The sequence below is a fragment of the Nocardia sp. CDC519 genome (assembly GCF_059509835.1).
The window spans coordinates 5,714,032-5,734,297 of record NZ_CM183377.1 but is presented as its reverse complement, the minus strand read 5'-3'; the positions used below and the strand labels follow the sequence as shown (position 1 = coordinate 5,734,297).

The window sequence follows — 20,266 nt, the reverse complement described above, 5'->3', positions numbered from 1 at the left end:
CTGTGATGCGGAGAGGCCGCCCGGCACCGCGGCCCCAGCCGCACACGGGGCAATAGGCGCCAGCAATGCCCAGTAACTTAGTACAACCGAGAACGTCCATCGACCGTGAACCTCACCGCGTTCGGTCCATCGCGCCTACCGCCATCGCCACGTCTGGGGTCAGGGCGGCAGCGAGACTTGGCGACGAATTCCGCGTGCGCCGCCGGATCCTGTTCCGGCGCCGAAATGCGCACAACACAGGCCGTCGGCCGCCATCGGTGGTCGATGGAGGCCGACGGCCTCGCCTCGGTCCCAGTGTCGGTCCATCATGGCGTCGAGAGCCGGCCCGATCGGACCGGCTCTCGACGTACCCCGGAAACGCCGCATGCCCACCGAACGGCCGGGTGCGTTTCGGCCGTTCGGTGGGCACTTTCCGCCGCGCGCTCGATGCGGAGGACGGACAGGGGCGGGTTGAGGGGTCTCCCGTCCGCCGGCACGCTGGGCACGGCGGCCTGGCAGCCATCGGGCCGGTCGCCGGAGTCGCTAGTCGATCCGGTCCGGTGGGTGCCGGTCTAGGGGGGTGGTCAGAGTTGTCCGCCGCCGCCGATGAGCCAGGGGTTGAAGGTGCATTGCAGTTGCGGGAACTGCACCGGATCCAGGGCATTCAACGCGATCGACAGCGCGCGGGGGGAATACATCATGGTCAGGTGGTCGGAGATGTCTTGTTCGCAACCGTCCTGCAGGGTGATGTTGCGGACGGTGGCACCCGGACCCGGCTTCAAAAAGGTCAGGTCGTAGGGGTTGGTGATCTCGTCGTAGCGGGAACCCACGATCGTGTAATCCACCCCCGCCACGGTGTCACCACCTGCGTTGAGTTGGTTGACGAAGTCCGAACCGATGGTCTGCTGGATCCCGGCATGCCCGACGAAGATCTCGATGAACCCGAGGATATCGATGCCCAGGTTGTTGATCGCACGCCCCAGCGCGCCGATCCCGTCCAGGCTGGTGCCGTGATGGGTGGCGCCGTAGGTGATCAGGTTCTTCACCTTCGCCGCACCGCCTTCGAACTTGGTGTACCAGTTCGACATCGACCCACCCTGCGAGTGGGCCACGATATCGACCTCGGAGGCACCGGTGGCGGCCAGCACCCGATCGACGAACACCGCCAACTGCTTGGCCGAGTCCTGGATGTAGCCGGTGCCCATCACCCCCGGCAACACCGACCCCAGGCCACCACCCTCGAGCAGGTTCGACCGCCCGTAGTTGAAGGTGAAGGTGCAGAACCCGGCATCCTTGATCGGCTGACCCATATAGGCGTAGCCGTTGTAGGCGTTCATCCACGTGCCATGGATCAACAACACCGGCCGCGGATGCTCGGGCGTCGGCTTGCAATTCCAGTCATTGGCCCCCGGCGGCGCCGCATCACCATTGGCCAGCCCATAGGCGAATGCCGCCAGCCACGACGTCTGCGCCGGACCCCACCCCACCGTGTCGGAGGCATACCCACCCGCCGACCCCGAACTACTCCCGGACCCGCCGTAACAATCACCAGAACCATTACCCGAACCCGCACCCGACCCCGAATCACACGCCGACCCCGAACTCGACCCCGAATCAGCCACCGGCCCCGCCACCGACCGACCCGCCGCAATATAATCGGCCAAATCCTGCTCCGTCGGCGCAGCCGCAGCCCGACCACCCACCGACGTCAACGCCAGCGCCACCGCGCCCGCCACCACCACCGAACGCCACAACCGGCCAGAGGTACTACGTCTCATCACATGCCTTCCTGAACATACGATCCAGTGCCGACGTGCCGGTCGACGGCACGGAAACTGCGCCAACGCTAAGTCCGCACGCCCCTGAAACCGCCGTGCGGCAACGGTGTCTGGAAACCTCACGAACGCCGTTGCCCGCCCTTAGGGACCGGGCACAGATATCCCGCGCCCGCGGCCACGGTGAATTTCACAGCGCCGCAAAGCCGCGGCAGGTACGCCATCACAACCGCACGTGGATCGACACGAAAAGCGGCCGCGAAAATCGGTGAATCCTCCAGATAACCAACAGATCACGACATATTCACCACGCGGTGCCGAATCATGGAGCAGTACATTTCCGCCGACGGTGGCAACCACTCGGCACATTTTCTGGGAGCGCCCATGATCGACTCGATGGCATCGCCGACCCGCCCACGGCCCGCAGGCAGGCCCCGGCGCCGACGACTCGGCCTGCGGCTCACCGCCTGCACGTTGCTCGGCGCGGCCGCCGTGATCGGGTCCGGCCTGCAACCGCCTGCGGCGGCGGCCGATTCGACCGGCTCGGCCGAATTCGTCTCCGGTCCACTGGCCCAGGTGCACGGGCCGGGCACCGCGATCGTGATCCTCGGCTACGGTCTACTCCCCGACGGCAGCATGCGGCCCGAGCTGATCGCGCGCCTGCGCGCCGGATACGTCCAGGCCCTGCTGGCGCCGGGCTCACCGATCATCGTCACCGGCGGCAACCCGCGCAACGGCGTCAGCGAGGCGGTCGCGATGGCGGACTGGCTGGTACGCCACGGCATTCCGGCCGAGCGGGTGCATCTGGAGGCGGCGGCCGTCGACACCGTGCAGAACGCGCACCATTCGGCGCGGATCATGCAGGAAATCGGTGCCCGTGACGCCGTGGTGGTCACCTCTGCCGACCACATCGACCGTGCGGTCGCCAGTTTCCTCGGTGCCGGCGTCCCGGTGGCCAGCGCCGTCACCCCCGACCACAACCCCGTTCCCGCCTGGGTGTTCGGCCCCATGCGCTGAGCCCGACCTGCCCATCCCCGTTCCGAGCGCATTCTGAGGAGCACAGATGTCCGAGGCAGCCACGACAGTAGCCCCCGCCGATCAGGTACGGGCGCTGCTCGACCACCGCTACCGGTCCTCGCACCGATACACCGTGGGCCGGGAGAAGATTCGTGAATACGCCCGCGCGGTGCAGGACCGCCACCCGGCCCATCGGCACGAATCCGCCGCAGCCGCACTGGGGTATCCCGGCCTGATCGCACCGGCGACGTTCGCGTCGATCATCCTGCTCCGAGTGCACCGCGAAATCCTGGACACGGTGCTCACCGGCTACGACCCCGCCCGGATTCTGCACGCCGATCAGGTGATCGACATCGGCCGCCCGCTCATCGCCGGCGACGAGCTGACCTGCGATATCTACTTCGAATCGTTCCGCCATTTCGCCGATTACGACGTCATGGCGATCAAGAGCGTCCTCACCGATGCCAAGGGCCAGGTGGTGCAGACCGGATCGACGGCGTTGCTGGCCCGCACCGGTGAGGCCGAGCGCCTGGGTGAGGCGGTGCGCCGGGTGGCGATGACCGACGCACGCGCGGACACCGTGCCCGGCACCATCACCGAAGCCGGTTCGGAGGTCGTCACGGCCATGTCGCCGCCCCATGTCCCGCGCACCGCCATCGATCCCTCGACGCTACGAGTCGGCGCCGTCCTACCGGCCCGGGTGCAGTGGCTGTCTCGTGGTGATCTGGTGAACTACGCGGGGGTCACGGGGGATACGAACCCGGTACTGTTCGACGAACGCTCAGCCATCGAATGCGGGCTGCCCACCGTGGTGGCACCGGGCATGCTCAAGCTCGGTCTGGCCGCGGGCTATCTGAGCTCCTGGCTCGGCGACCCGGCGGCGGTGACCCGGCTGCGCGCGCAATTCGCGCACAACACCCACTATCTGCGGGTGCCGGCGCTGGCGTCGAGCCCGATCGAGTTCAGCGGACGGATCACCTCGCTCGATCCGCGTGGGCGCCGCGGCACCATCGCCATCGACGCGCGCTCGGATGGGCGCAAACTGTTCGGCTACGCCGCCGCCGAAGTGCGCTTCGCCGAATGAGTTTCAGCGCGCTGGAGTGCGCGGCACTTCCAGCGCTGTCGCCAGCGTCGGCCAGGTGCGTGGCAGCTGCGCCCGGAAATCGGGCCAGGTGTGCATGCCGGCGTCCAGCAGCTCCACGGTGGCGGGAATGCCGAGTTCGTCCAGCCGGGCGGCGAGACGTTCGGTGCACGAGCGCGCGCCCGCCTCCAGCGCCGCACCGCCGCCCATCTCCCCCAGGGCCGCGACGATATCGGGCGCCCGCGCCACCTCGGTCAGATCGACGCCGGTCGGCGCGCCGGTGGCCGCGGACAGGTAGATCGCGGTGCCGCGCAATTGCTCGGCGCCGAGCAGGCTGTCGTGGGCGGCCCACTCCGGTGACGATGGCGGCCCCCACAGGTTCTCCGGGTTCCCGCCGCGGGAGGCGACGGTGATGGTGGTGACGGCGCGGCCCAGCGGATCTGCGGTCGAATAGCATCCGCTCATCCCCGCCACCGCCCGATACATTCCCGGATGCCGTTGGGTGAGCATCATCGCCGCCTGCGCACCCATCGACACCCCGGCGATCGCCCGGACGCCGGTGCCGCCGAGATAGGTTTCCACCAGCGGCGGTAGCTCTTCGGTGAGGAAGGTTTCCCAGCGGTTCAGGCCGAGCGCCGCATCCGAGCGCACCCAGTCGCTGTACATGCTGCCGGTGCCGCCGGTGGTGAGCACGACGTCGACCGGTTTGTCGGCGAAAAATTCCGCGGCCCCGCCCTTGGTCAGCCAGCCCGAGGTCTGCTCCCCGTCGACACCGTCGAGCAGATACAGCGTCGGACGCGGCGCCGGGCCGGTGCCGATCAGGGTGTCGATGGCGATGACACGCCGCATCGCCGCGGACGCGATATGCAGCCGGATGCGCTGCTTGCCGAGCACTTCGATGCGGACCAGCGAGGTTCGGGTGACGACGGATTCGGTGCTCGGCCCAGGCGAGCGCAGGCCCGGCGCGGTCTGCGCCGGCAACGCGGCCGCGGGCGTCACGCAGACGGCGGCGACCATCGCCATCGCCGCCGCTGTCACCGGTATTCGTGTGCTCATCCGGCCGCGGCGGCCCGTTCCGCCCGGCGCGCGGCCGCGGCCTCGCGCCGTCCCTCGAACCGCAGGGCACGCCGCTCGAGATCGTCGAGGAAGGTGTGCAGTTCGTCGCGGGCGCGTTCGCCCGCGGCGCCGAGATCGCTGCGTTCGAAGATCCGCCAGGCCCGCAGCACCGGGCGCAGCACCACATCCAGGTGCTGGCGCAGGTCGTAGATTCCGTGCTTGGCCAACAGCACCGAATTGCGCCGGAAATCGGGTTGGGTGAGGCCGGGCATCTGAAACCGGGTCACCACATCGGTGATCGCGCAGAGCATGTCGTCGGGCGCGAGATCCAGTGCGGTGCCGCTGATCGTGCGATAGAAGATCATGTGCAGGTTTTCGTCGGCGGCGATGCGCTGCAGCATCCGTTCGGCAATCGGTTCCTGACAGGCGATTCCGGTATTGCGATGGCTGATCCGCGTCGCCAGCTCCTGGAAGGTGACGTAGGCGGTGGAGCGCAGGAATTGCGAGCCCTTCTCCGGTTTCGCCACACCGGTGGTCATATGCGCCATGCGGGCCTGTTCCAGCGCGACCGGGTCGACCGCCCTGGTCACCACCAGATAGTCGCGCATCACGATGGAATGCCGGTTCTCCTCCGCGGTCCACCGGCCCACCCAGGTGCCCCACACCCCGTCCTGAGTGAAGGTGTCGGCCAATTCCCGATGGTAAGACGGCAGATTGTCCTCGGTCAGCAGATTGGTGACCATCGCGACGCGCGCGACTTCCGACAGGTTCGACTGTCCCGGTTCCCAGTCGATGCCGCCGAGAGCCGCGAAATTGCGCCCGTCGTCCCAGGGCACATAGTCGTGCGGATGCCAGGCCTTGGCCTTGCGCAGATGGTCCTCGAGCTGGCGCTCGGCGATCGGCTCCAACTCGCGCAGGATATCGCGGTCGGTCAGCGCGGTGGTCACAATGTTCTCCTTGTCCCGGGGCGGATTCGGCGTCGGACGCCGCTCAAGCGGAGCGGCCGATGCGTGCGGCGGCCGCCGCGCCGCCGACCGGCAGATACCGCCATTGGCCCGCCTCGCCGCTGTCCGCGTCGTTGCCTTCGGTGATCCGGTAGAGCCCTGCCGGATGCCCCGCGCCGCGCACGTGTTCGAGCACGTCGTGGGCACGGCCGGCCAGTTCGGGGATGCGCTCGGTGGCGCCGCTGATCACCACCGCGGTGAGCGCCACTTCGGCGGCTTCGCCGACCACTTCGAGCACCTCGCCGGTCATCGCGGGCGACGGCGCGAAGGCGCTGGCGGGATCCTGCGGGATCAGCACGGTGCCGCCGTCGGCCGACAGCAACGACAGCGATCGCGACCCCAGCGGTGCCGCCAGAGCGGCCTGTACGCGGCGCAATTTGCGCCTGCCCGCCGATACCGCCCCGATCCCGGGATCGAGTTCGTCCGGATGCGGCGGGATCGCCAGGGCCACCACCTGGTAGGCCGGGGCCACCGCGATGCCCGTGCGCCTGGCCAGCGCGCTGGCCCCGTGACCGCTCAGCAGCGCCGAGACCAGGGTCTGGGCGGCGGTCTGATGTTCGCGAGCGACGAGGCGGTGCTCGTCGAGGTAGGCCGCCGAGGCGGTGACCGTGGCCAGTTCCAGCACCCGCACCATCAGCTGGGTGCCTGCCAGCAGTCGCTGCGCCGAATCGTCGGGCGCGTCGTCGGCGGTGGTGTGATCGGCCAGGAATTCCAGCCCCTGCCGAATCCCCTCGTGATAAGCGCCGAGCACCGTTTCGAGGGCGATCCCCTCCCGTGCCCAGCGTGCCGCGGACCCCGCGATCGATGCGGCGCCCGCACCAGGGCGTGCGGTGCGCGGATGCATCTGCTGCACCGCTTCGGCCAGGCACTGCCGCACCGTGGCCGCGAGGTCGCCACCGGACGTGCCGTTTCTGCGGCGCCTCAGGAATCGCACGAGTTCCGCTTCCAGGCTCGAGATATCCGCGCCGGCCTGTGTGCCCATCATGACTACCGGACGTTATCGGTGATCGGCGCCGAAATTGCCCACAGCGTCGGGGAATCGGAGAAGTCATGAGCGCGATCCTGGCCGGTTGGGCGGAATCACAATCAGATAACGGGCCACGAGTACGATGATCCGCACGAGCGGTCGTCATGGTCACGAAAATGTGTGCGACGCGGCGCCGGCCGCGCATTTCCCGGCGCCGCGTCGCGGTCACTGTACGGCCGCCCGAGAACGGTTCACAGCGCCCGGGTTCGCCTCGAGGACCGATCACCAGCCCGATCTTTTCTGTCAGGGAATACCCACAAAAACCGTCGGTGCCGCGCCACCGCACGCCGAGGTCAGCTGAGAGCCGGGCGTGCGCGGCTGTGAGGTCTCCCATCAGATCTGCTCCATCGCTGTGCTCGGCCCCGTCGCACCATTAGCATCGAGCGCTGCGCCTCCGCACGGCTCCGCCTCGCGGTCATTTTCGGCGCCGGCGAGTGAAGGGCTGGATCCACAACTGATGAGCGGTACCCGAGAAAAGCTGGAACAGCTGCAGGCCATCCTGGAGCTCGCCGAAGAACCCGCGGGCGAAGCCGGCATCACCAAACGCAAACAGAAGGGCATTCCCAGCGCCCGGGCACGGGTACGCGCCCTGGTGGACCCGGGCAGCTTCGTCGAGATCGGCGCCCTGGTGCGGCAACCCGGCTCCGGCGACGCCATGTACGGCGACGGCGTGGTGACCGGGCGCGGACGGATCGACGGCAGGCCGGTGGTGGTCATCGCCCATGACCAGACCGTTTTCGGCGGGTCGGTGGGCGAGATGTTCGGCCGCAAGGTCGCCGCAGCGCTGGACTTCGCGCTCGACAACGCCTGCCCGGTGGTGGCGATCAACGATTCCGGCGGCGCCCGCATCCAGGACGCGGTCACCTCCCTCGCCTGGTACGCGCTGATGAGCCGCAGGCAGGGCAAACTGTCCGGGTTCGTCCCGCAGGTCTCGATCATGCTGGGCAAATGCGCGGCCGGATCGGTGTATGCGCCGGTCAACACCGATGTACTGATCGCCACCGAGAAGTCCTACATGTTCGTCACCGGGCCGGAGGTCATCAAGGAGGTGACCGGCGAAGAGGTCAGCATGGAGGAGCTCGGCGGCGCGCAGGTGCAGGCCGCCAACGGCACCGTGCACCACGTCGCGGCCACCGAACACGACGCGTTCGCGTGGGCCCGCAGCTACCTGAGTTACCTGCCGTCGAGCTGCCTGGAACAACCGCCGGTGGTCAACCCGGGTCTGGAACCCGAGCGCACCGCATCCGACCTCGAACTGAACGCGATCATCCCGGATGCCGACAGCCACGGCTACGACATGCACGACATCCTGGTGCGCCTGTTCGACGACGGCGATTTCCACGAGATCAGCGCCGCCACCGCGCCGAATCTGATCACCGGCTTCACCCGGGTCGACGGCCGCAGCGTCGGCGTGGTCGCCAATCAGCCGATGGCCCTCGGCGGCGCCATCGACGCGCAATGCTCGGACAAGGCCACCCATTTCATCCGGCTCTGCAATGCCTTCGGGCTGCCGCTGATCTTCATCGTCGACACCCCCGGCGTGCTGCCGGGGGTGGAGGAGGAACGCAGCGGCGTGATCAAACGCGGTGGGCGGTTCTTCCGCGCGGTGCTGGAGGCGACGGTGCCGATCGTGACGGTGGTCGTGCGCAAGGCCTACGGCGGCGGTTACGCGGTGATGGGCTGTAAGCAGCTGGGCGCCGATATCAGCCTGGCCTGGCCGACCGCCCGGATCGCGGTCATGGGCGCGCAGAGCGCGGTGAGCATCGTCGGACGCAAACAGCTGTCGATGGTGCCCGCCGACCAGCGCGCTGCCGTGCGCGAGTTCATGATCGACCAGTACAACGCCACCACCGCGACGCCGTGGATCGCGGCCGAACGCGGCTACATCGACGCCGTCATCGAACCGGCCGACACCCGCCTCGAGATCCGGCGCGCGTTGCGGTTGCTGCGCGAGAAGGGCGCGGTCGCCGACCACGACCCGCGCCGGCACAGCCTGTTCCCGGTGTAGCCGGGCGGTTGTGTTCGCTCACAACGGTTTCCACGCCGATCCGGAGAATTCCCGAGATCGGGCCGCGCACCGTGCCGTGCCCGCCGATGTGCCCTAACGTCGGTGCCGTGCCCGGTTCTCGTTCGCCGCGTCGACCGGGTGCACGGCCTGCCCGGCGCGCTCGTTCCCTACCCTTGCGCGCCGGGCAGGCCACTGTCGCGGGCGCACCTAATCGCCGGTGGGATGCCGCAGGATCGGCGGCTGCCGATGCCGCAACGCGCGCAGCAGGCCCGGGGTGTGTTCGGGCGGGGTGGCGTGCACCGACAGCTGGTTGGCCACCGCCCGGTAGGCATCCAGATCGGCCCGTTTGTCCAGATACAGTGCGCCGGTGAGCTGCTGGATATAGACGATGTCGGGCAGATCGGGCTCGGCGAAGCGCAGCATGGTGAACGCGCCCTCGGTCAGGGCCGGGCCGCCGACGTGATCGGCGAGCAGCTGCACCGTCACATTCGGCTGCTCCACCACCGCCACCAACCGGTCGAGCTGTTCACTCCACACCGCGGTGCCGCCGATGCGGCGACGCAATGCCGCCTCCTCCACCATCAGCCACAGCCGGGGCGGGTCGGGCCGGGTGAGGATCGCCTGGCGACGCATCCGCAGCGCGACCCGGCGCTCGATGCCGTCCTCGGATTCGGTGGGATGGGCGAGCCGGATCAGGGCACGGGCGTAGTCGGCGGTCTGCAACAGTTCGGGTACCGCACGTGGCTCGTAGCCGCGAATCATCGACGCGGCCTGTTCGAGGCCCAGATACATGTCGAACCATTTCGGCAGCCAGTCGCTGTCCCGGTGCCACCAGCCCGAGCTGCCCGCTTGCTCTGCGAGCCTGCGGAATTCGTCGATCTCGTCCTCGTCGGTCACCCCGTAGAGGGCGAGCAGGTCCAGCAGATCGCGTTCGCGGATCGGGGTGCGGCCCAGTTCGATGCGGCTGATCTTGGAATGCGAGCCGCGGATATGCTCACCGGCCGCTTCCCTGGTGATATTGCCCGCTTCCCGCAGCCGCCGTAACCGGCCGCCGAGCACCATCCGTAAGACGGTCGGTCCGCCGTCGATCGCCGGGGTCCGCTCCCCCGCCGAATGCGGGATGTCGGTAGGGACAGAACGTAGCTCCGAGGCACCCATCCTTCGAGTCTCCCATGAAACGGCGCGCCCCAGCGTCCGCGAAACCCGCTCGGCCCGACCGTCATTCACGCCACGACCGGCCGTGATCAGCGCAGCAGCACCTCCGCGGTGGCCCGGCCGAACAGTTTGCGGCCGCCGCAGGTCGCGGTGATCGCCACCGTCGCGCAGCGGCGGACCGGGTCCAGCGCCTTGATCCGGCCCCGGAATTCGACCGCGCCCGCGCGGGTGGCGTCGATCGGCGCGAACCCGGCGAACCGCACCCCGTAGTAGGTGACCGCGGCCGGATCGTCGAGCCACTCGGTGACGTATCCGGCGCCGAGACCCATGGTGAGCAGACCGTGGGACACCACGTCGGGCAGACCGGCCGCGCGGGCGACCCGGTCGCTGTAGTGGATCGGATTGGAATCGCCCGACACCCCCGCGTAGTTGACCAGATCGCCGCGCGAGAGCGCCACCGTGCGCACGGGCAGGCTGTCGCCGACCGCGACGTCGTCGAAGCGGATCCGGGCCCGCGAGGGTCGGGCCGGGTCCAGCTCGACCGGGGTCAGCTCGTCGAAACACTCCAGCACCGCGGGTTCGTCGGCGTCCTCGGCCCGGCGCGCCGCCAGGGCGAGCCGGTCGGCCTTCGAATGCCCGGACATGATCACCCCGTCCACCGCGGCGGCCAGCTCATCGGTGACGACCGCGCCGGTGACCGCGACGACCGTGGTGTGGGCGACCTGGACGATCTCCTTGTGCTCATCGGAGAGCACGTTGCGGGTGACCATGAAATCCTTGTCACCGAACTGGCGAAACGATTCGACATAGGCGTCGCAGCGCAACCGGTCACCTGCCACCAGCGGCCGGTACATCCGGATCGTCTGCTCGGTCTGCAGGACCTGGCTGATGTCGTAGCCGGTGAGCACGGCCTCGAACATCGCGCGCTGCATCTGCATCCAGACCACCGACGGGAAGGTCAGCGGGGCGATCAGACCGTCGTAGCCGAGCGCGGCGGCGGCGTCTTCGCGCCGATGCGCGGGGTGCGGGTCCTGCACCGCTCGGGCGAATTCGCGGATCTTCTCCCGGCCGACCTCATAGTGGTCGACCATCCGGTAGTGCCGTCCGACGAGGGCGGCGGCCTGTGCCGATGCCGTGGTCGAGGTGGGGTTCATCTGCCTGCCTTCCGACCCGGCCACACGCCGCCGGGACCGGGTAACGGTATCGGCGCTTCGCGCACTGCGCCGGTCCGCGCGGCGAGTCTGGGGCGGGCGACAACGCGCGTGCGCCTGCGTCGTCGGCGGTCACAATCACGGCGGGCATTCGCTGACCGCGGGCGCCCCGCGCAGTCGCTCGTCGAGCCAGAGCATGGCCTCCGGATAGCCGAGGGCGGCGGCGATGATGTGTTCGCCGAAGACGCTGCGGTAGGCCGCGTTCGCGCCGAGCGCGCATTGCTCGTCGAACAGTGCCCTCGCCCCCTCGGCGGGCAGCCAGAACTCCTGTTCACCGTGGTAGATGTAGAGCGGGGTGGCCGAGCGCAGACCCGACATCCGGGTGACCCGGTAGATGTCGGCGGCCAGCGGTGAGCGCAGCGGGTCGGCCATATCGGCGGCGATGTCGATCGGCAGATGCAGGATGCCCGGCAGCGCGAAGATCGACACGCACTGGTCTTTCATCGGCGAGATCGCCACCCACTGCGCCAGATGATTCATCCGTTCCAGGATCTCCGGTCGCTCGCGGCCGATGGCGAGCACGGCGGCCATGAACACCCCCGACGCCAGATTGGCGTTCATGCTGCGGGCCAGGATCTCGTAGTCGGCGGGCACACCGCCCAGCGCGGCACCGACGATCACCGGCGCCAGCTCCGGGGCATAACCGTCGATGAGTTTGACCGCACCGTGGGTGGCGATGGCGCCGCCGGAATAGCCGGTGAGGGCGAACCGGCTGGTGCCGAGCTCGTGCGGGGCGAGCGCGCGCACCGCACGGATAGCGTCGAGCACCGCATGGCCCGCGACGTACGGTTCGGCGTAGGCCATGCGCGGACCCTCGTGATCCGGAATGAGCAGCGCGTAGCCGCGCAGCAATGCCAGTTGCGAGGTCGGCGGGATGAAGTCGGTCAGCGCGGTGTGGGGCGAGAATCCATGCGCGAGGGTGTATCCCGGTGTGCAATCGCGCCCGAGAGCGTCGATGGGCAGATTGTTCACGACCACCGGCCGCGCACCCGGTCCGGTCCACGCCGCGGCCGGGACCGCCAGCGTCGCGGTCGCGAACGACGGCCTGCCGTGCGCGTCCTCGGTGCGGTACTTCACCAGCTGTGCCCTGGCGATCGGCACGGTCAGCAGTGGTGCGGCGGTGGCGGTGACATCGCGGACCGCGAGCACCTGCCCATTGCGTTGATCGGCCAGGTCGGCGGGCCACAGGTCGAACATCGGGTCGCCCACCGGCGACGGCAGCACCGCCTGATGCAGGGCCGCCACGGCAGGTGAGGTGATCGTGGGTGTGGGCACTTGCGCCGGGCCCGCGGGCAGCGCCGGAATCGGCGGCGCTGGCACCACCTGGTCGATCCACTGCTGGATTCCGGGCAGCACGGTCGCCGGATCGGGCAGTATCGGTGGCGGCGGCAACGGGATACCCAGGGCGGGCGCCGGCGGTGGCGGGGCGGGAAACGTCGGTTGCGCGGCGGCGGGACCGGTCGACACCACCCCCGCGACCAGGGTCGCGACGACGACGGCTCGGAAGGATTTCATGGCACCCGCCTCTGCAGCGACCTCGAATGCCGGCACCCGGGTGATGCGGTAGTCGACCCCCGAAAACCCCCTTGTGCGCCGGGGCCGGAAGATCAGATTACGCGGCTGCGCGCACCGGGATACCGCACCGTTCCCGAGTTGTGCGCGTGGCGAGGCCGGATCGTGACGATCGGTGCGGATACCGCCTCGCCCAGCGGAATTCGCCTACCGTGGGCTCAGCAGTTGCTCGGCGCGGGCTCCCCGCGGAATCTGGCATCGATCCAGGTGAGCGCCGCGGGAAGACCGAGCACGGCCGCCGTCAGATGGTCCGGCACAGCCACGGTCTCGGCCTGCACCTTGGTGCCCGCCGCGCACCAGCGGCGGTTGGTGTTGACGATGGCGTCGACCGGGACCAGTCCGTCGATCGGGGAATGCCATTCGAACACCGGCATCGTCGGCGCACCGTCGTAGAGCTCGAGGCTGTTTTCCTCGACGACCGCCCGCGCTCGCGGGTCGTCGACCATCGAGGTCGTCGCGGCGAAGTCCAGCACTCCGTGCCCGGCACCGGTTGCCAGCAGCCCGTTGGTGCAGCTGTTGGCCATCGCGGCCCGCGCGGCCAGGCCCTTCGCATTGAGCTGATCGCTGATCGGGAAACGCTCCGGGTACTCCCGCTCCAGGCCGATGCCTGCGGCCAACGCCAGCCCGAACACCGGATGTGAGCCGAAGCCGAGCCCCTCGAGCATCTTCACCAGATTCATCGGCACCCCGCCCATCGCGGCGCCGGCGATCGTCAGTTCCGGCGCGTAGGTCGGCTGCAAGGCCGCGGCCCAGGCGGTGGCCATACCGCCGCCGGAATAGCCGACCATCGACACCGGGCTGTGCTCGACCCCGAGCTCACCCACCCGTTTGACCGCGCGAATGCCGTCCAAGGTCACCTGGCCACCCAGTTTGGCTGCGCCGTAGGCGAATTGCGGCCCGAGGTGGTCGGGCAGCGCGATGCTCCAGCCACGCTGCAACAGCACGTTCCACGCCGGCGCCTCGCGCACCATGAGATCGGGGTCGTCGGTGTAGAGCACCCGCGAGACCGAGCATTTCGCCCCGAGCGCGTTGATGATGTGCTGCAACGACAGCAGCGGGCCGTTCTTCTGGTGCGAGCGCGGGGTCAGCACCGTGGTGGTCGCCGCGATCGGCTTGCCGGTGGAGTTGGTCGATCGGAAACGCACCACCGTCACCGTGGTGTCCGGGAACATCGGCAACGGCGGCATCTGCCGGACCGCGAGCACCTCACCGGGCTGTTTGCCGGCCAGTCCCGGCGGTTCGGCGTAGAACGGGTCGGGATCGGGAGCCGGATACAGCGGCGCCGCGCTTCCCTGTGCGGCCGTGCCGAGGATCAGCATCACCCCGGCGGCCAGTGCGCCCGCCGCACGCAGCAGCCGACGACGCGGCCGTCCCTTTCCGGTCGAAGGTTTGGCCTGCCACATCGACGTCGAGCCTCCCGATATTCGCGATCTGTTTTGTGAACATGCTCTGTCGTGGCGGCGCCGTCCGGCCCATGTCCGGTAAGACTTTTTGACAATTCACAAGTGTGAACCGACCGCCCTGTGAGCGGGTGGGGCGCGCACTGGTGAGAATCTCCGACACTGCCACGGGTGCCGCTGTGAATTGTCCAGCACGCCTGCTGGAACATGTTCTCGGTAATGGTGAGGACTTACCGTCACACCTAGCGGCGCTGATCCGGCGCCGCGGAAGGAGACGGTGACATGGACGGCACAGCACACGCATTCGCCTACCGCACCCACCCCACGGAGATGCCGACCCGGCGCGTCACCGTCTACTTCGACGGCCCGACGCCCGAGGACGCGTTGATCCTCGAATACGCGGCCACCACCACCGAGGCATGGGAGTTCACCTCCGCCGCGGTCCATGCCGGGCTCACCGTCACCGTCGACGGCATGATCCGGCCCGACCTGCGCCGCCTGCCGTGCCATTCGCTCTGGCATTGACAGCGGCCGGCCGATTCATCCACGTCCGAAGAGGCGATGCAGGAATACCAGCACGTCCGGTAACGCTTGGTCGGCGGCCTCGAGGTGATCGCCCGGATACACCCCGACCCGCATATCGGTTCCCGAGGCCCGAAGTTCGGCGATGAGTTTGGCACTCAACGGCGCAGGCACCTCCCGATCGCCGAGTCCCTGGGCCACGAACAACGGCGCCGTATAGCCGGAAGTCGGGATCCGCATCATCGCCTCGGCGGCCGCCCACAGCGCCGGATCGTCGAGCGGACGGTTCAGCATCGCACCGATGGCGATCTCGTCGACTCGCGCGGCGGCTTCTGGCACACATTCGGACTCCACGATTCGCAGCACATCGTGTCCGATCGGGGTCAGGTAGCTGTCGATATCGAGTTCGGGTGTGGTGACCCGCAGGCCGGCGAGCAGCAGACCGAAATATGTGGTGGTGCGGCGCAACGGCAATCGTGGAATCCACGGCCCGGCCAGCGGCACCGCCAACTCCAGATTCGACGGCGCCCCGGTCGCCGCGGCACCACGGAAATCGAGTTCGGGGGCGTCGGCGGCAGCGATATGCGCGGTGAACAGTGCGGTTTGCCCGCCCTGGGACTGGCCGAGTACCGCCCACCGCGCGCTGAGTTCGGGGACCGCCGACCGCGCGGCCCGCACCCCGTCGATCACACTGCGCGCCTGGGACGGACCGTCCAGATACGGATGGATTCCCGGTGTTCCCAGCCCGACATAATCGGAGATCACCACCGCGTACCCGGCCTCCAGCAGCCGGGGATACAGGGTGTCGAGGTAGTAGTCGCGGGGATTCTCGGTGAACGCGCAATGATCGGCGATCCCGACCGAGCCATGCGCATAGGCCACGATCGGCCAGCCACCCGCCGGTGCCGGTCCCGGCGGCACGTACACCGCCGCCGTGCTCTGCATCGGCGCGTGCGGGCCGCGCGACCAGTAGGTCAATCGTTGCGCCGACGCCGCCGCGGGCACCGACAAGCGTCCCGACAACACCACCGCGTCGGTGACCGCGCCCGGCGCCTGCACCGCCGAGGCGGCCACCGGATTCGCCAGCACAACTGCCACCGCCAGCACGGCGCCCGCGGTCACCGTCGAGATCCGAGTCCGTTTCACCGACCGACTATCGCCGCACCCGGCAACGCCGGGCAAGACACCACAATCGGTGGGGCGCGCGGCGGGTGGCGGCGCGATCGGGCCCTCGCCCACCGCAACCACTAAGCTCGGTCGGACCGGGCAGACGAGCGCCGGTGACGAGATCGGGAGGATCGGCAGATGGGGCGACCAAGCGCAGGGGCGGTCTGCGCTCTGCTCATCCCGGCCGCGCTCGCGCTCACCGGATGCGGATCCGACGACTCCCCCGCCGCCCGGCCCACGACCGTTGCGTCCACCACGACGGCCGCCCCCGCCACCACGACCACTCCGGCAGCTCCTGCGCCGCTCGGTGCGCCCGCCGAAACCCCGCTGGCCTCCGCGCCCACCGTCGACCCCTACGCTGGTCAGCCGCTGATCGATAACGTCGTCTGGACCGAGAACATCGACGGTCCCCGCCTACTCGTCCATCCCACGCCGGCCGGTCGCAAGACCACCTTCCCCGGATCCGAGGAACGCGCCTGGCAGGAGGTACTCGCCCAGTCGCCGCAGGCGGGCAGCCCAGGCATGCGCGATCAGTTCATCTGCCACTGGGACTGGGCCCGCATCGTCGCACCCGACAAGCCCAGCTGGAATCTGGAACCCTGGCGGCCCGACGTCGGCTATATGGCCACCGTCGAGGCGCGCTGCAACCCCGGTGGACCGGAACGGTGAGCGAAAGGACACGACCATGCGCATCGTCATGGCAGGCGGACACGGCAAGATCGCACTCCTGCTGGCCGAATTGCTCACCGGCCGCGGCCACAGCGTCGCGGCGCTGATCCGCAATCCCGGACACGCCCCCGAGGTCTATGCCGTCGGCGCCGAGCCGGTCGTCATCGATCTCGAGCGCGCCGCCGTCGCCGACCTCACCGCGACCGTCCAGGGCTCCGACGCCGTGGTTTTCGCCGCCGGCGCCGGGCCGGGCAGCAGCGCCGCACGCAAGTACAGCGTGGACCGCGACGGTTCGGTACTGCTGGCCGATGCCGCCGAGGCGGCGGGCGTGCGCCGATTCCTGCAGATCTCCACCATGGGCGCCGGATTGCCGCCCGCACCCGGCCGGGACGACGTCTGGGCCGCCTACATCGAGGCCAAGACCCAGGCCGAAGACGACCTGCGTGCCCGCGATCTCGACTGGACGATCCTGCGGCCGGGCGTGTTGACCGACAGTGCCGCCACCGGCCGCGTCACCCTCGCCGCACCGCGGATCGAGCGCGGCGATATTGCCAGGGCCGACGTCGCCGCGGTGCTCGCAGCACTGCTGCCCGCCGGTCACACCGCGGGTATGACCCTGGAGCTGGTCGGCGGCCCGACGCCGGTCGCGGACGCGGTCGCGGCCTTGCGACGCTGAGGATTTGCCCGCCAAAACCCAAGAGCGCGCGCACATTAGATCGTGCAGATGTGCTTGCATCTGAAAGGCACATGAACTTAGACTCAGCCGTACAACGCTTTACAGGGGACAACCAAGAAGGCCGCGTGAGCGCGCCGGCGGTTGAGATCACCATCGGTTCGCTGCCGCCTGACGTGAGGGGCGTTCATGCAACAACCATTACCCAGCGGCCGGTTCGCGATTGCCGATCCCGCACCGGCTGCCCGGTCGGCGAACGGTATTGATATGAGTACGATCTCGGCCCGTGGTGGCCAGCGAATCCAGCCCCCCACCAGGGAAAGCGCCGTCGAATTCGTCATCGACGCGATCGAATCCACCGGTGCGGCAACTCGTTACGATTTCGATATCGACCAGATCGTCACCACGGTGCACGCCTTGGCCGACGACTGGGATTTCACCTCGTTGCAGAGCGCGACGTTCTGGCGCGTCGCCTCCAGCTTCATCAAGGAGTAGCCCTAGCCCGGCTCGTCTCGCGATGACACCTGCCCGCTCCCGGCCGGCGTCATCGTTGTCGGATGACCGTGACGGCCGTGACCGCCTGCCCGGCAGGCGGTCACGGCCGAGGTGTTCGCGGGGCTGCGCTCACAGGCCCTTCGCGTAGTCGCTGATGATCTCGATCGAGCGTTCCGGACGAGCGGCCTGCACGCTGAGCCGGTCCATCACCGACAGGTACAGCGCCAGATCCTCGCGCCGGTCCAGGTACAGGGCGCTGGTCAGGTGCTCGAGATAGACGATGTCGGGCAGCTCCGGCTCGGCGAAGCGCAGGATGCTGAACGAGCTGCCCGCCGCGGCGTGTTCACCCGCCGAGTACGGCACCACCTGAATGGTGACGTTGGGCAGCTGGGCCAATTCGATGAGATGGTGCATCTGGGCCCGGTGCACGTCGGCGCCGCCGACCGGGCGGTGCAGCGCGGCCTCGTCGATCACCGCCCAGACGAAGGGCGGATCGGAGCGGTGCAGGATTTCCTGCCTGCGCTGGCGCACCGCGACGCGGCGATCGGTGTCGGCGTCCTCGTAGCCGAGGGTGACCACGGCGCGCGTGTATTCCGGGGTCTGCAGCAGGCCGGGCACCAGGTGCGCCTCGTAGGTGCGGATCTTGGTGGCGGCCTGTTCGAGCCCCAGATAGGTGCCGAACCAGGACGGCAGCAGATCGCTGTAGCGATGCCACCATCCTGGTTCGTTCGCTTTGCGCGCGAGTTCAAGGAAGGACTCGCGCTCCTCGGGATCATGGACGCCGTAGAGGGTCAGCAGATCCCGGATATCCCGTTCCTTGAATCCGGTGCGGCCGAGTTCGAGCCGGCTGATCTTGGCGTGTGAGCCGCGGATGGCGTCGCCCGCGGCTTCGCGAGTGATGCCCTTGCCCTCCCGGAGCTTGCGTAGCTGGCCACCGAGGGCGATCCGTAGCACTGTCGGACCACGTTCCGCGACAACGGATTGCACACGACCATCGTCATCGGGCTCTGCGATCATGGAGTCGTCTCCGATACTCGGGATTTACCCACAGTGTGTCACAACTGAGACCGTGAACACACCGCACCGACGGCCCATGCTACCTCTCAGCTAGCCAGATCGTCGAACTCTCCGGCCTTCGCGCCGCGGATGAAGGCATCGATCTCGGGCCGGGTGTAGAACAGGATGCCGCTGTCGGGCTCGCGCGAATTGCGCACGGCCACCAGGTTGTTGGTCGCCTCCGCCATTTCCACGCAGTTACCGCTCGGATTGCTGAAAGTGCTCTTGCGCCATGCTCCGGCGACGCGATTGGTGACTGACTCCGCCATTGGACCCACTCCTCGGTTACGACGTTTACCTAGACGCAGTGTTTGCAGATGCACACGCAAATGTTCTTGCATTTGCACACCCATCTGGACGATAGCACGGCGCGCGCCCGCGCGCGCCCGCAGATTCACACCCCTTCCGCGACCTCGGCGCAACCGGCCGGACCACCGGTTGCGGCGCCGGCGAAGCCGCATCCGGTAAGTCTCGCGCGCAGAGCCGCCGACCGGACCGAATTGCATGCTGCCGCAATGAAATAGCGACACGGCAGCGATTCGGCGAAGGAGGCCAACAGAGGTTCGGCTGCCCGACCGCGGCAACCTGACAGGTGCACGATCACCGGTGGCGGCGGCCGGCATGATCACCCGTCCGGTTCGCGCACCGAGGGCGGCCGCCGAGGCCAGACCCGCTGCCACCGGACCACCACCAGCGCCCCCACCAGCACGAATGCGCGCTACCGGTCGCCGCACGGCCTCATCTGGGTCACGAAACGACGACGGCCGCACAGATCGGCGACGGTGGGCTATTCCCCGTGTATGACTAGGACTCGCGCGTGTCCGGCGATCGGGAATCCGCCTGCGACACAGCATCGATCATCGGCCGCCCACCGCGTCGGCGGCGAAGTGTTCTCTTCAATGTAAGCTACAAATGTACTTGCATTTGCAAGCGACAGACACTTAAACTCGATCATGAGAGTCGGGGAGGTACGCCGGAGTTCACGCCGACGTCGCCATTCACACCTCCCCCCACGTTCTGATGCGAGGGGCGGTCGAAATGAGCCAGCCATTCCGAACTCCCCGCCGAGTCGCGATCTCCGGATCCTCCGGCGTCGAGACCCTGCGGCACCTTCCCGATGCCCTGCGCCACTACCCGGCACCGGAAACCGCCACGGCCGACTGCAATTTCGAACCACCGGGTCTCACCTACCGGCAGGCCCGCGAAATCCTGCGGGTCCATGAGGTACACGGGCCGCGATGCAGGCAGTGGCTCGCCGCCGCCGCATACCTGTCGGCAGGCCTCGACGACGAGTGATCGGCTACTCGCCGGCGAAATCTACCGCCGCGCCACCGGTTCGGCCGATCTGAGACGAACCCCTTTCACGTTGCCCGCCCGCTCGTATAGTGAGGCGAACGAA

General features: G+C 68.6%; 19 protein-coding genes. 8 read left to right on the top strand and 11 right to left on the bottom strand.

Annotated features, from left to right (window positions below):
• Nucleotides 1-563: 563 nt before the first annotated feature.
• Nucleotides 564-1,757, bottom strand: a complete 1,194-nt coding sequence (locus AC5W7N_RS25935; protein ID WP_495922370.1) for an esterase/lipase family protein — start codon at nucleotides 1,755-1,757, stop codon at nucleotides 564-566.
• A gap of 393 nt (nucleotides 1,758-2,150) precedes the next feature.
• Between AC5W7N_RS25935 and AC5W7N_RS25930 the strand changes: the two genes are divergently transcribed.
• Together AC5W7N_RS25930 and AC5W7N_RS25925 are read left to right on the top strand one after the other, a co-directional pair.
• Nucleotides 2,151-2,771, top strand: a complete 621-nt coding sequence (locus AC5W7N_RS25930; RefSeq protein ID WP_228815068.1) for a YdcF family protein — start codon at nucleotides 2,151-2,153, stop codon at nucleotides 2,769-2,771.
• A 46-nt stretch (nucleotides 2,772-2,817) separates the two neighbouring features.
• Nucleotides 2,818-3,855 carry a fused (3R)-hydroxyacyl-ACP dehydratase subunits HadA/HadB gene (locus AC5W7N_RS25925; protein WP_195019291.1) on the top strand — a complete coding sequence of 346 codons (1,038 nt, stop codon included), beginning with the start codon at nucleotides 2,818-2,820 and terminating at the stop codon, nucleotides 3,853-3,855.
• A gap of 3 nt (nucleotides 3,856-3,858) precedes the next feature.
• Here the strand turns inward: AC5W7N_RS25925 and AC5W7N_RS25920 are convergent, their stop codons facing one another.
• Genes AC5W7N_RS25920 through AC5W7N_RS25910 form a run of 3 tightly spaced genes read right to left on the bottom strand, consistent with a single transcriptional unit; the run spans nucleotide 3,859 to nucleotide 6,897 of the window.
• A complete protein-coding gene (locus tag AC5W7N_RS25920) occupies nucleotides 3,859-4,908 on the bottom strand; it encodes an alpha/beta hydrolase (protein WP_163814931.1) in 1,050 nt (349 codons plus the stop codon).
• Nucleotides 4,905-5,855: an acyl-ACP desaturase gene (locus AC5W7N_RS25915; RefSeq protein WP_195019290.1), complete on the bottom strand. Its 951-nt coding sequence runs from the start codon at nucleotides 5,853-5,855 to the stop codon at nucleotides 4,905-4,907. Before AC5W7N_RS25915 ends, AC5W7N_RS25920 begins: the two co-directional genes overlap by 4 nt.
• 43 nt (nucleotides 5,856-5,898) lie before the next feature.
• On the bottom strand, nucleotides 5,899-6,897 hold the full coding sequence (locus AC5W7N_RS25910) for an RsbRD N-terminal domain-containing protein (RefSeq protein ID WP_490725154.1): 999 nt from the start codon (nucleotides 6,895-6,897) through the stop codon (nucleotides 5,899-5,901).
• A gap of 499 nt (nucleotides 6,898-7,396) precedes the next feature.
• Between AC5W7N_RS25910 and AC5W7N_RS25905 the strand changes: the two genes are divergently transcribed.
• Nucleotides 7,397-8,947, top strand: coding sequence for an acyl-CoA carboxylase subunit beta (locus AC5W7N_RS25905; protein WP_195019288.1), 1,551 nt, complete (start codon nucleotides 7,397-7,399; stop codon nucleotides 8,945-8,947).
• A gap of 207 nt (nucleotides 8,948-9,154) precedes the next feature.
• Here the strand turns inward: AC5W7N_RS25905 and AC5W7N_RS25900 are convergent, their stop codons facing one another.
• From AC5W7N_RS25900 to AC5W7N_RS25885, 4 genes are all read right to left on the bottom strand, one after another.
• Nucleotides 9,155-10,009, bottom strand: a complete 855-nt coding sequence (locus tag AC5W7N_RS25900) for a helix-turn-helix domain-containing protein (RefSeq protein WP_495924207.1) — start codon at nucleotides 10,007-10,009, stop codon at nucleotides 9,155-9,157.
• Nucleotides 10,010-10,191: 182 nt separating this feature from the next.
• Nucleotides 10,192-11,256, bottom strand: a complete 1,065-nt coding sequence (locus tag AC5W7N_RS25895) for a fused (3R)-hydroxyacyl-ACP dehydratase subunits HadA/HadB (protein ID WP_163814923.1) — start codon at nucleotides 11,254-11,256, stop codon at nucleotides 10,192-10,194.
• 135 nt (nucleotides 11,257-11,391) lie between these two features.
• A complete protein-coding gene (locus AC5W7N_RS25890) occupies nucleotides 11,392-12,828 on the bottom strand; it encodes a lipase family protein (protein WP_495922368.1) in 1,437 nt (478 codons plus the stop codon).
• 215 nt (nucleotides 12,829-13,043) lie between these two features.
• Nucleotides 13,044-14,288 carry a lipase family protein gene (locus AC5W7N_RS25885; RefSeq protein WP_163814919.1) on the bottom strand — a complete coding sequence of 415 codons (1,245 nt, stop codon included), beginning with the start codon at nucleotides 14,286-14,288 and terminating at the stop codon, nucleotides 13,044-13,046.
• Nucleotides 14,289-14,567: 279 nt separating this feature from the next.
• On the opposite strand from AC5W7N_RS25885, the gene AC5W7N_RS25880 reads away from it, so the two are divergent.
• Nucleotides 14,568-14,810: a hypothetical protein gene (locus tag AC5W7N_RS25880; protein ID WP_163814915.1), complete on the top strand. Its 243-nt coding sequence runs from the start codon at nucleotides 14,568-14,570 to the stop codon at nucleotides 14,808-14,810.
• 15 nt (nucleotides 14,811-14,825) lie between these two features.
• Here AC5W7N_RS25880 and AC5W7N_RS25875 read toward each other — a convergent pair whose 3' ends face one another.
• Nucleotides 14,826-15,953 carry an alpha/beta hydrolase gene (locus tag AC5W7N_RS25875; RefSeq protein WP_280211456.1) on the bottom strand — a complete coding sequence of 376 codons (1,128 nt, stop codon included), beginning with the start codon at nucleotides 15,951-15,953 and terminating at the stop codon, nucleotides 14,826-14,828.
• Nucleotides 15,954-16,112: 159 nt separating this feature from the next.
• On the opposite strand from AC5W7N_RS25875, the gene AC5W7N_RS25870 reads away from it, so the two are divergent.
• The 3 genes from AC5W7N_RS25870 to AC5W7N_RS25860 all read left to right on the top strand — a co-directional run bounded on the left by AC5W7N_RS25870 (nucleotide 16,113) and on the right by AC5W7N_RS25860 (nucleotide 17,811).
• A complete protein-coding gene (locus AC5W7N_RS25870; RefSeq protein WP_163814913.1) occupies nucleotides 16,113-16,643 on the top strand; it encodes a DUF2599 domain-containing protein in 531 nt (176 codons plus the stop codon).
• A gap of 16 nt (nucleotides 16,644-16,659) precedes the next feature.
• A complete protein-coding gene (locus AC5W7N_RS25865; RefSeq protein WP_495922366.1) occupies nucleotides 16,660-17,319 on the top strand; it encodes an NAD(P)H-binding protein in 660 nt (219 codons plus the stop codon).
• A gap of 264 nt (nucleotides 17,320-17,583) precedes the next feature.
• Entirely contained in the window at nucleotides 17,584-17,811 is a 228-nt protein-coding gene (locus AC5W7N_RS25860) for a hypothetical protein (RefSeq protein ID WP_163814909.1), read from the top strand.
• Nucleotides 17,812-17,940: 129 nt separating this feature from the next.
• Here the strand turns inward: AC5W7N_RS25860 and AC5W7N_RS25855 are convergent, their stop codons facing one another.
• Both AC5W7N_RS25855 and AC5W7N_RS25850 read right to left on the bottom strand, forming a co-directional pair.
• Nucleotides 17,941-18,828: a Sco1979 family transcriptional regulator gene (locus AC5W7N_RS25855; RefSeq protein ID WP_163814907.1), complete on the bottom strand. Its 888-nt coding sequence runs from the start codon at nucleotides 18,826-18,828 to the stop codon at nucleotides 17,941-17,943.
• 86 nt (nucleotides 18,829-18,914) lie between these two features.
• Nucleotides 18,915-19,136 carry a DUF397 domain-containing protein gene (locus tag AC5W7N_RS25850; RefSeq protein WP_036536711.1) on the bottom strand — a complete coding sequence of 74 codons (222 nt, stop codon included), beginning with the start codon at nucleotides 19,134-19,136 and terminating at the stop codon, nucleotides 18,915-18,917.
• A 769-nt stretch (nucleotides 19,137-19,905) separates the two neighbouring features.
• Here AC5W7N_RS25850 and AC5W7N_RS25845 point away from each other — a divergent pair.
• Nucleotides 19,906-20,163 carry a hypothetical protein gene (locus tag AC5W7N_RS25845; RefSeq protein WP_228806636.1) on the top strand — a complete coding sequence of 86 codons (258 nt, stop codon included), beginning with the start codon at nucleotides 19,906-19,908 and terminating at the stop codon, nucleotides 20,161-20,163.
• Nucleotides 20,164-20,266 lie beyond the last annotated feature (103 nt).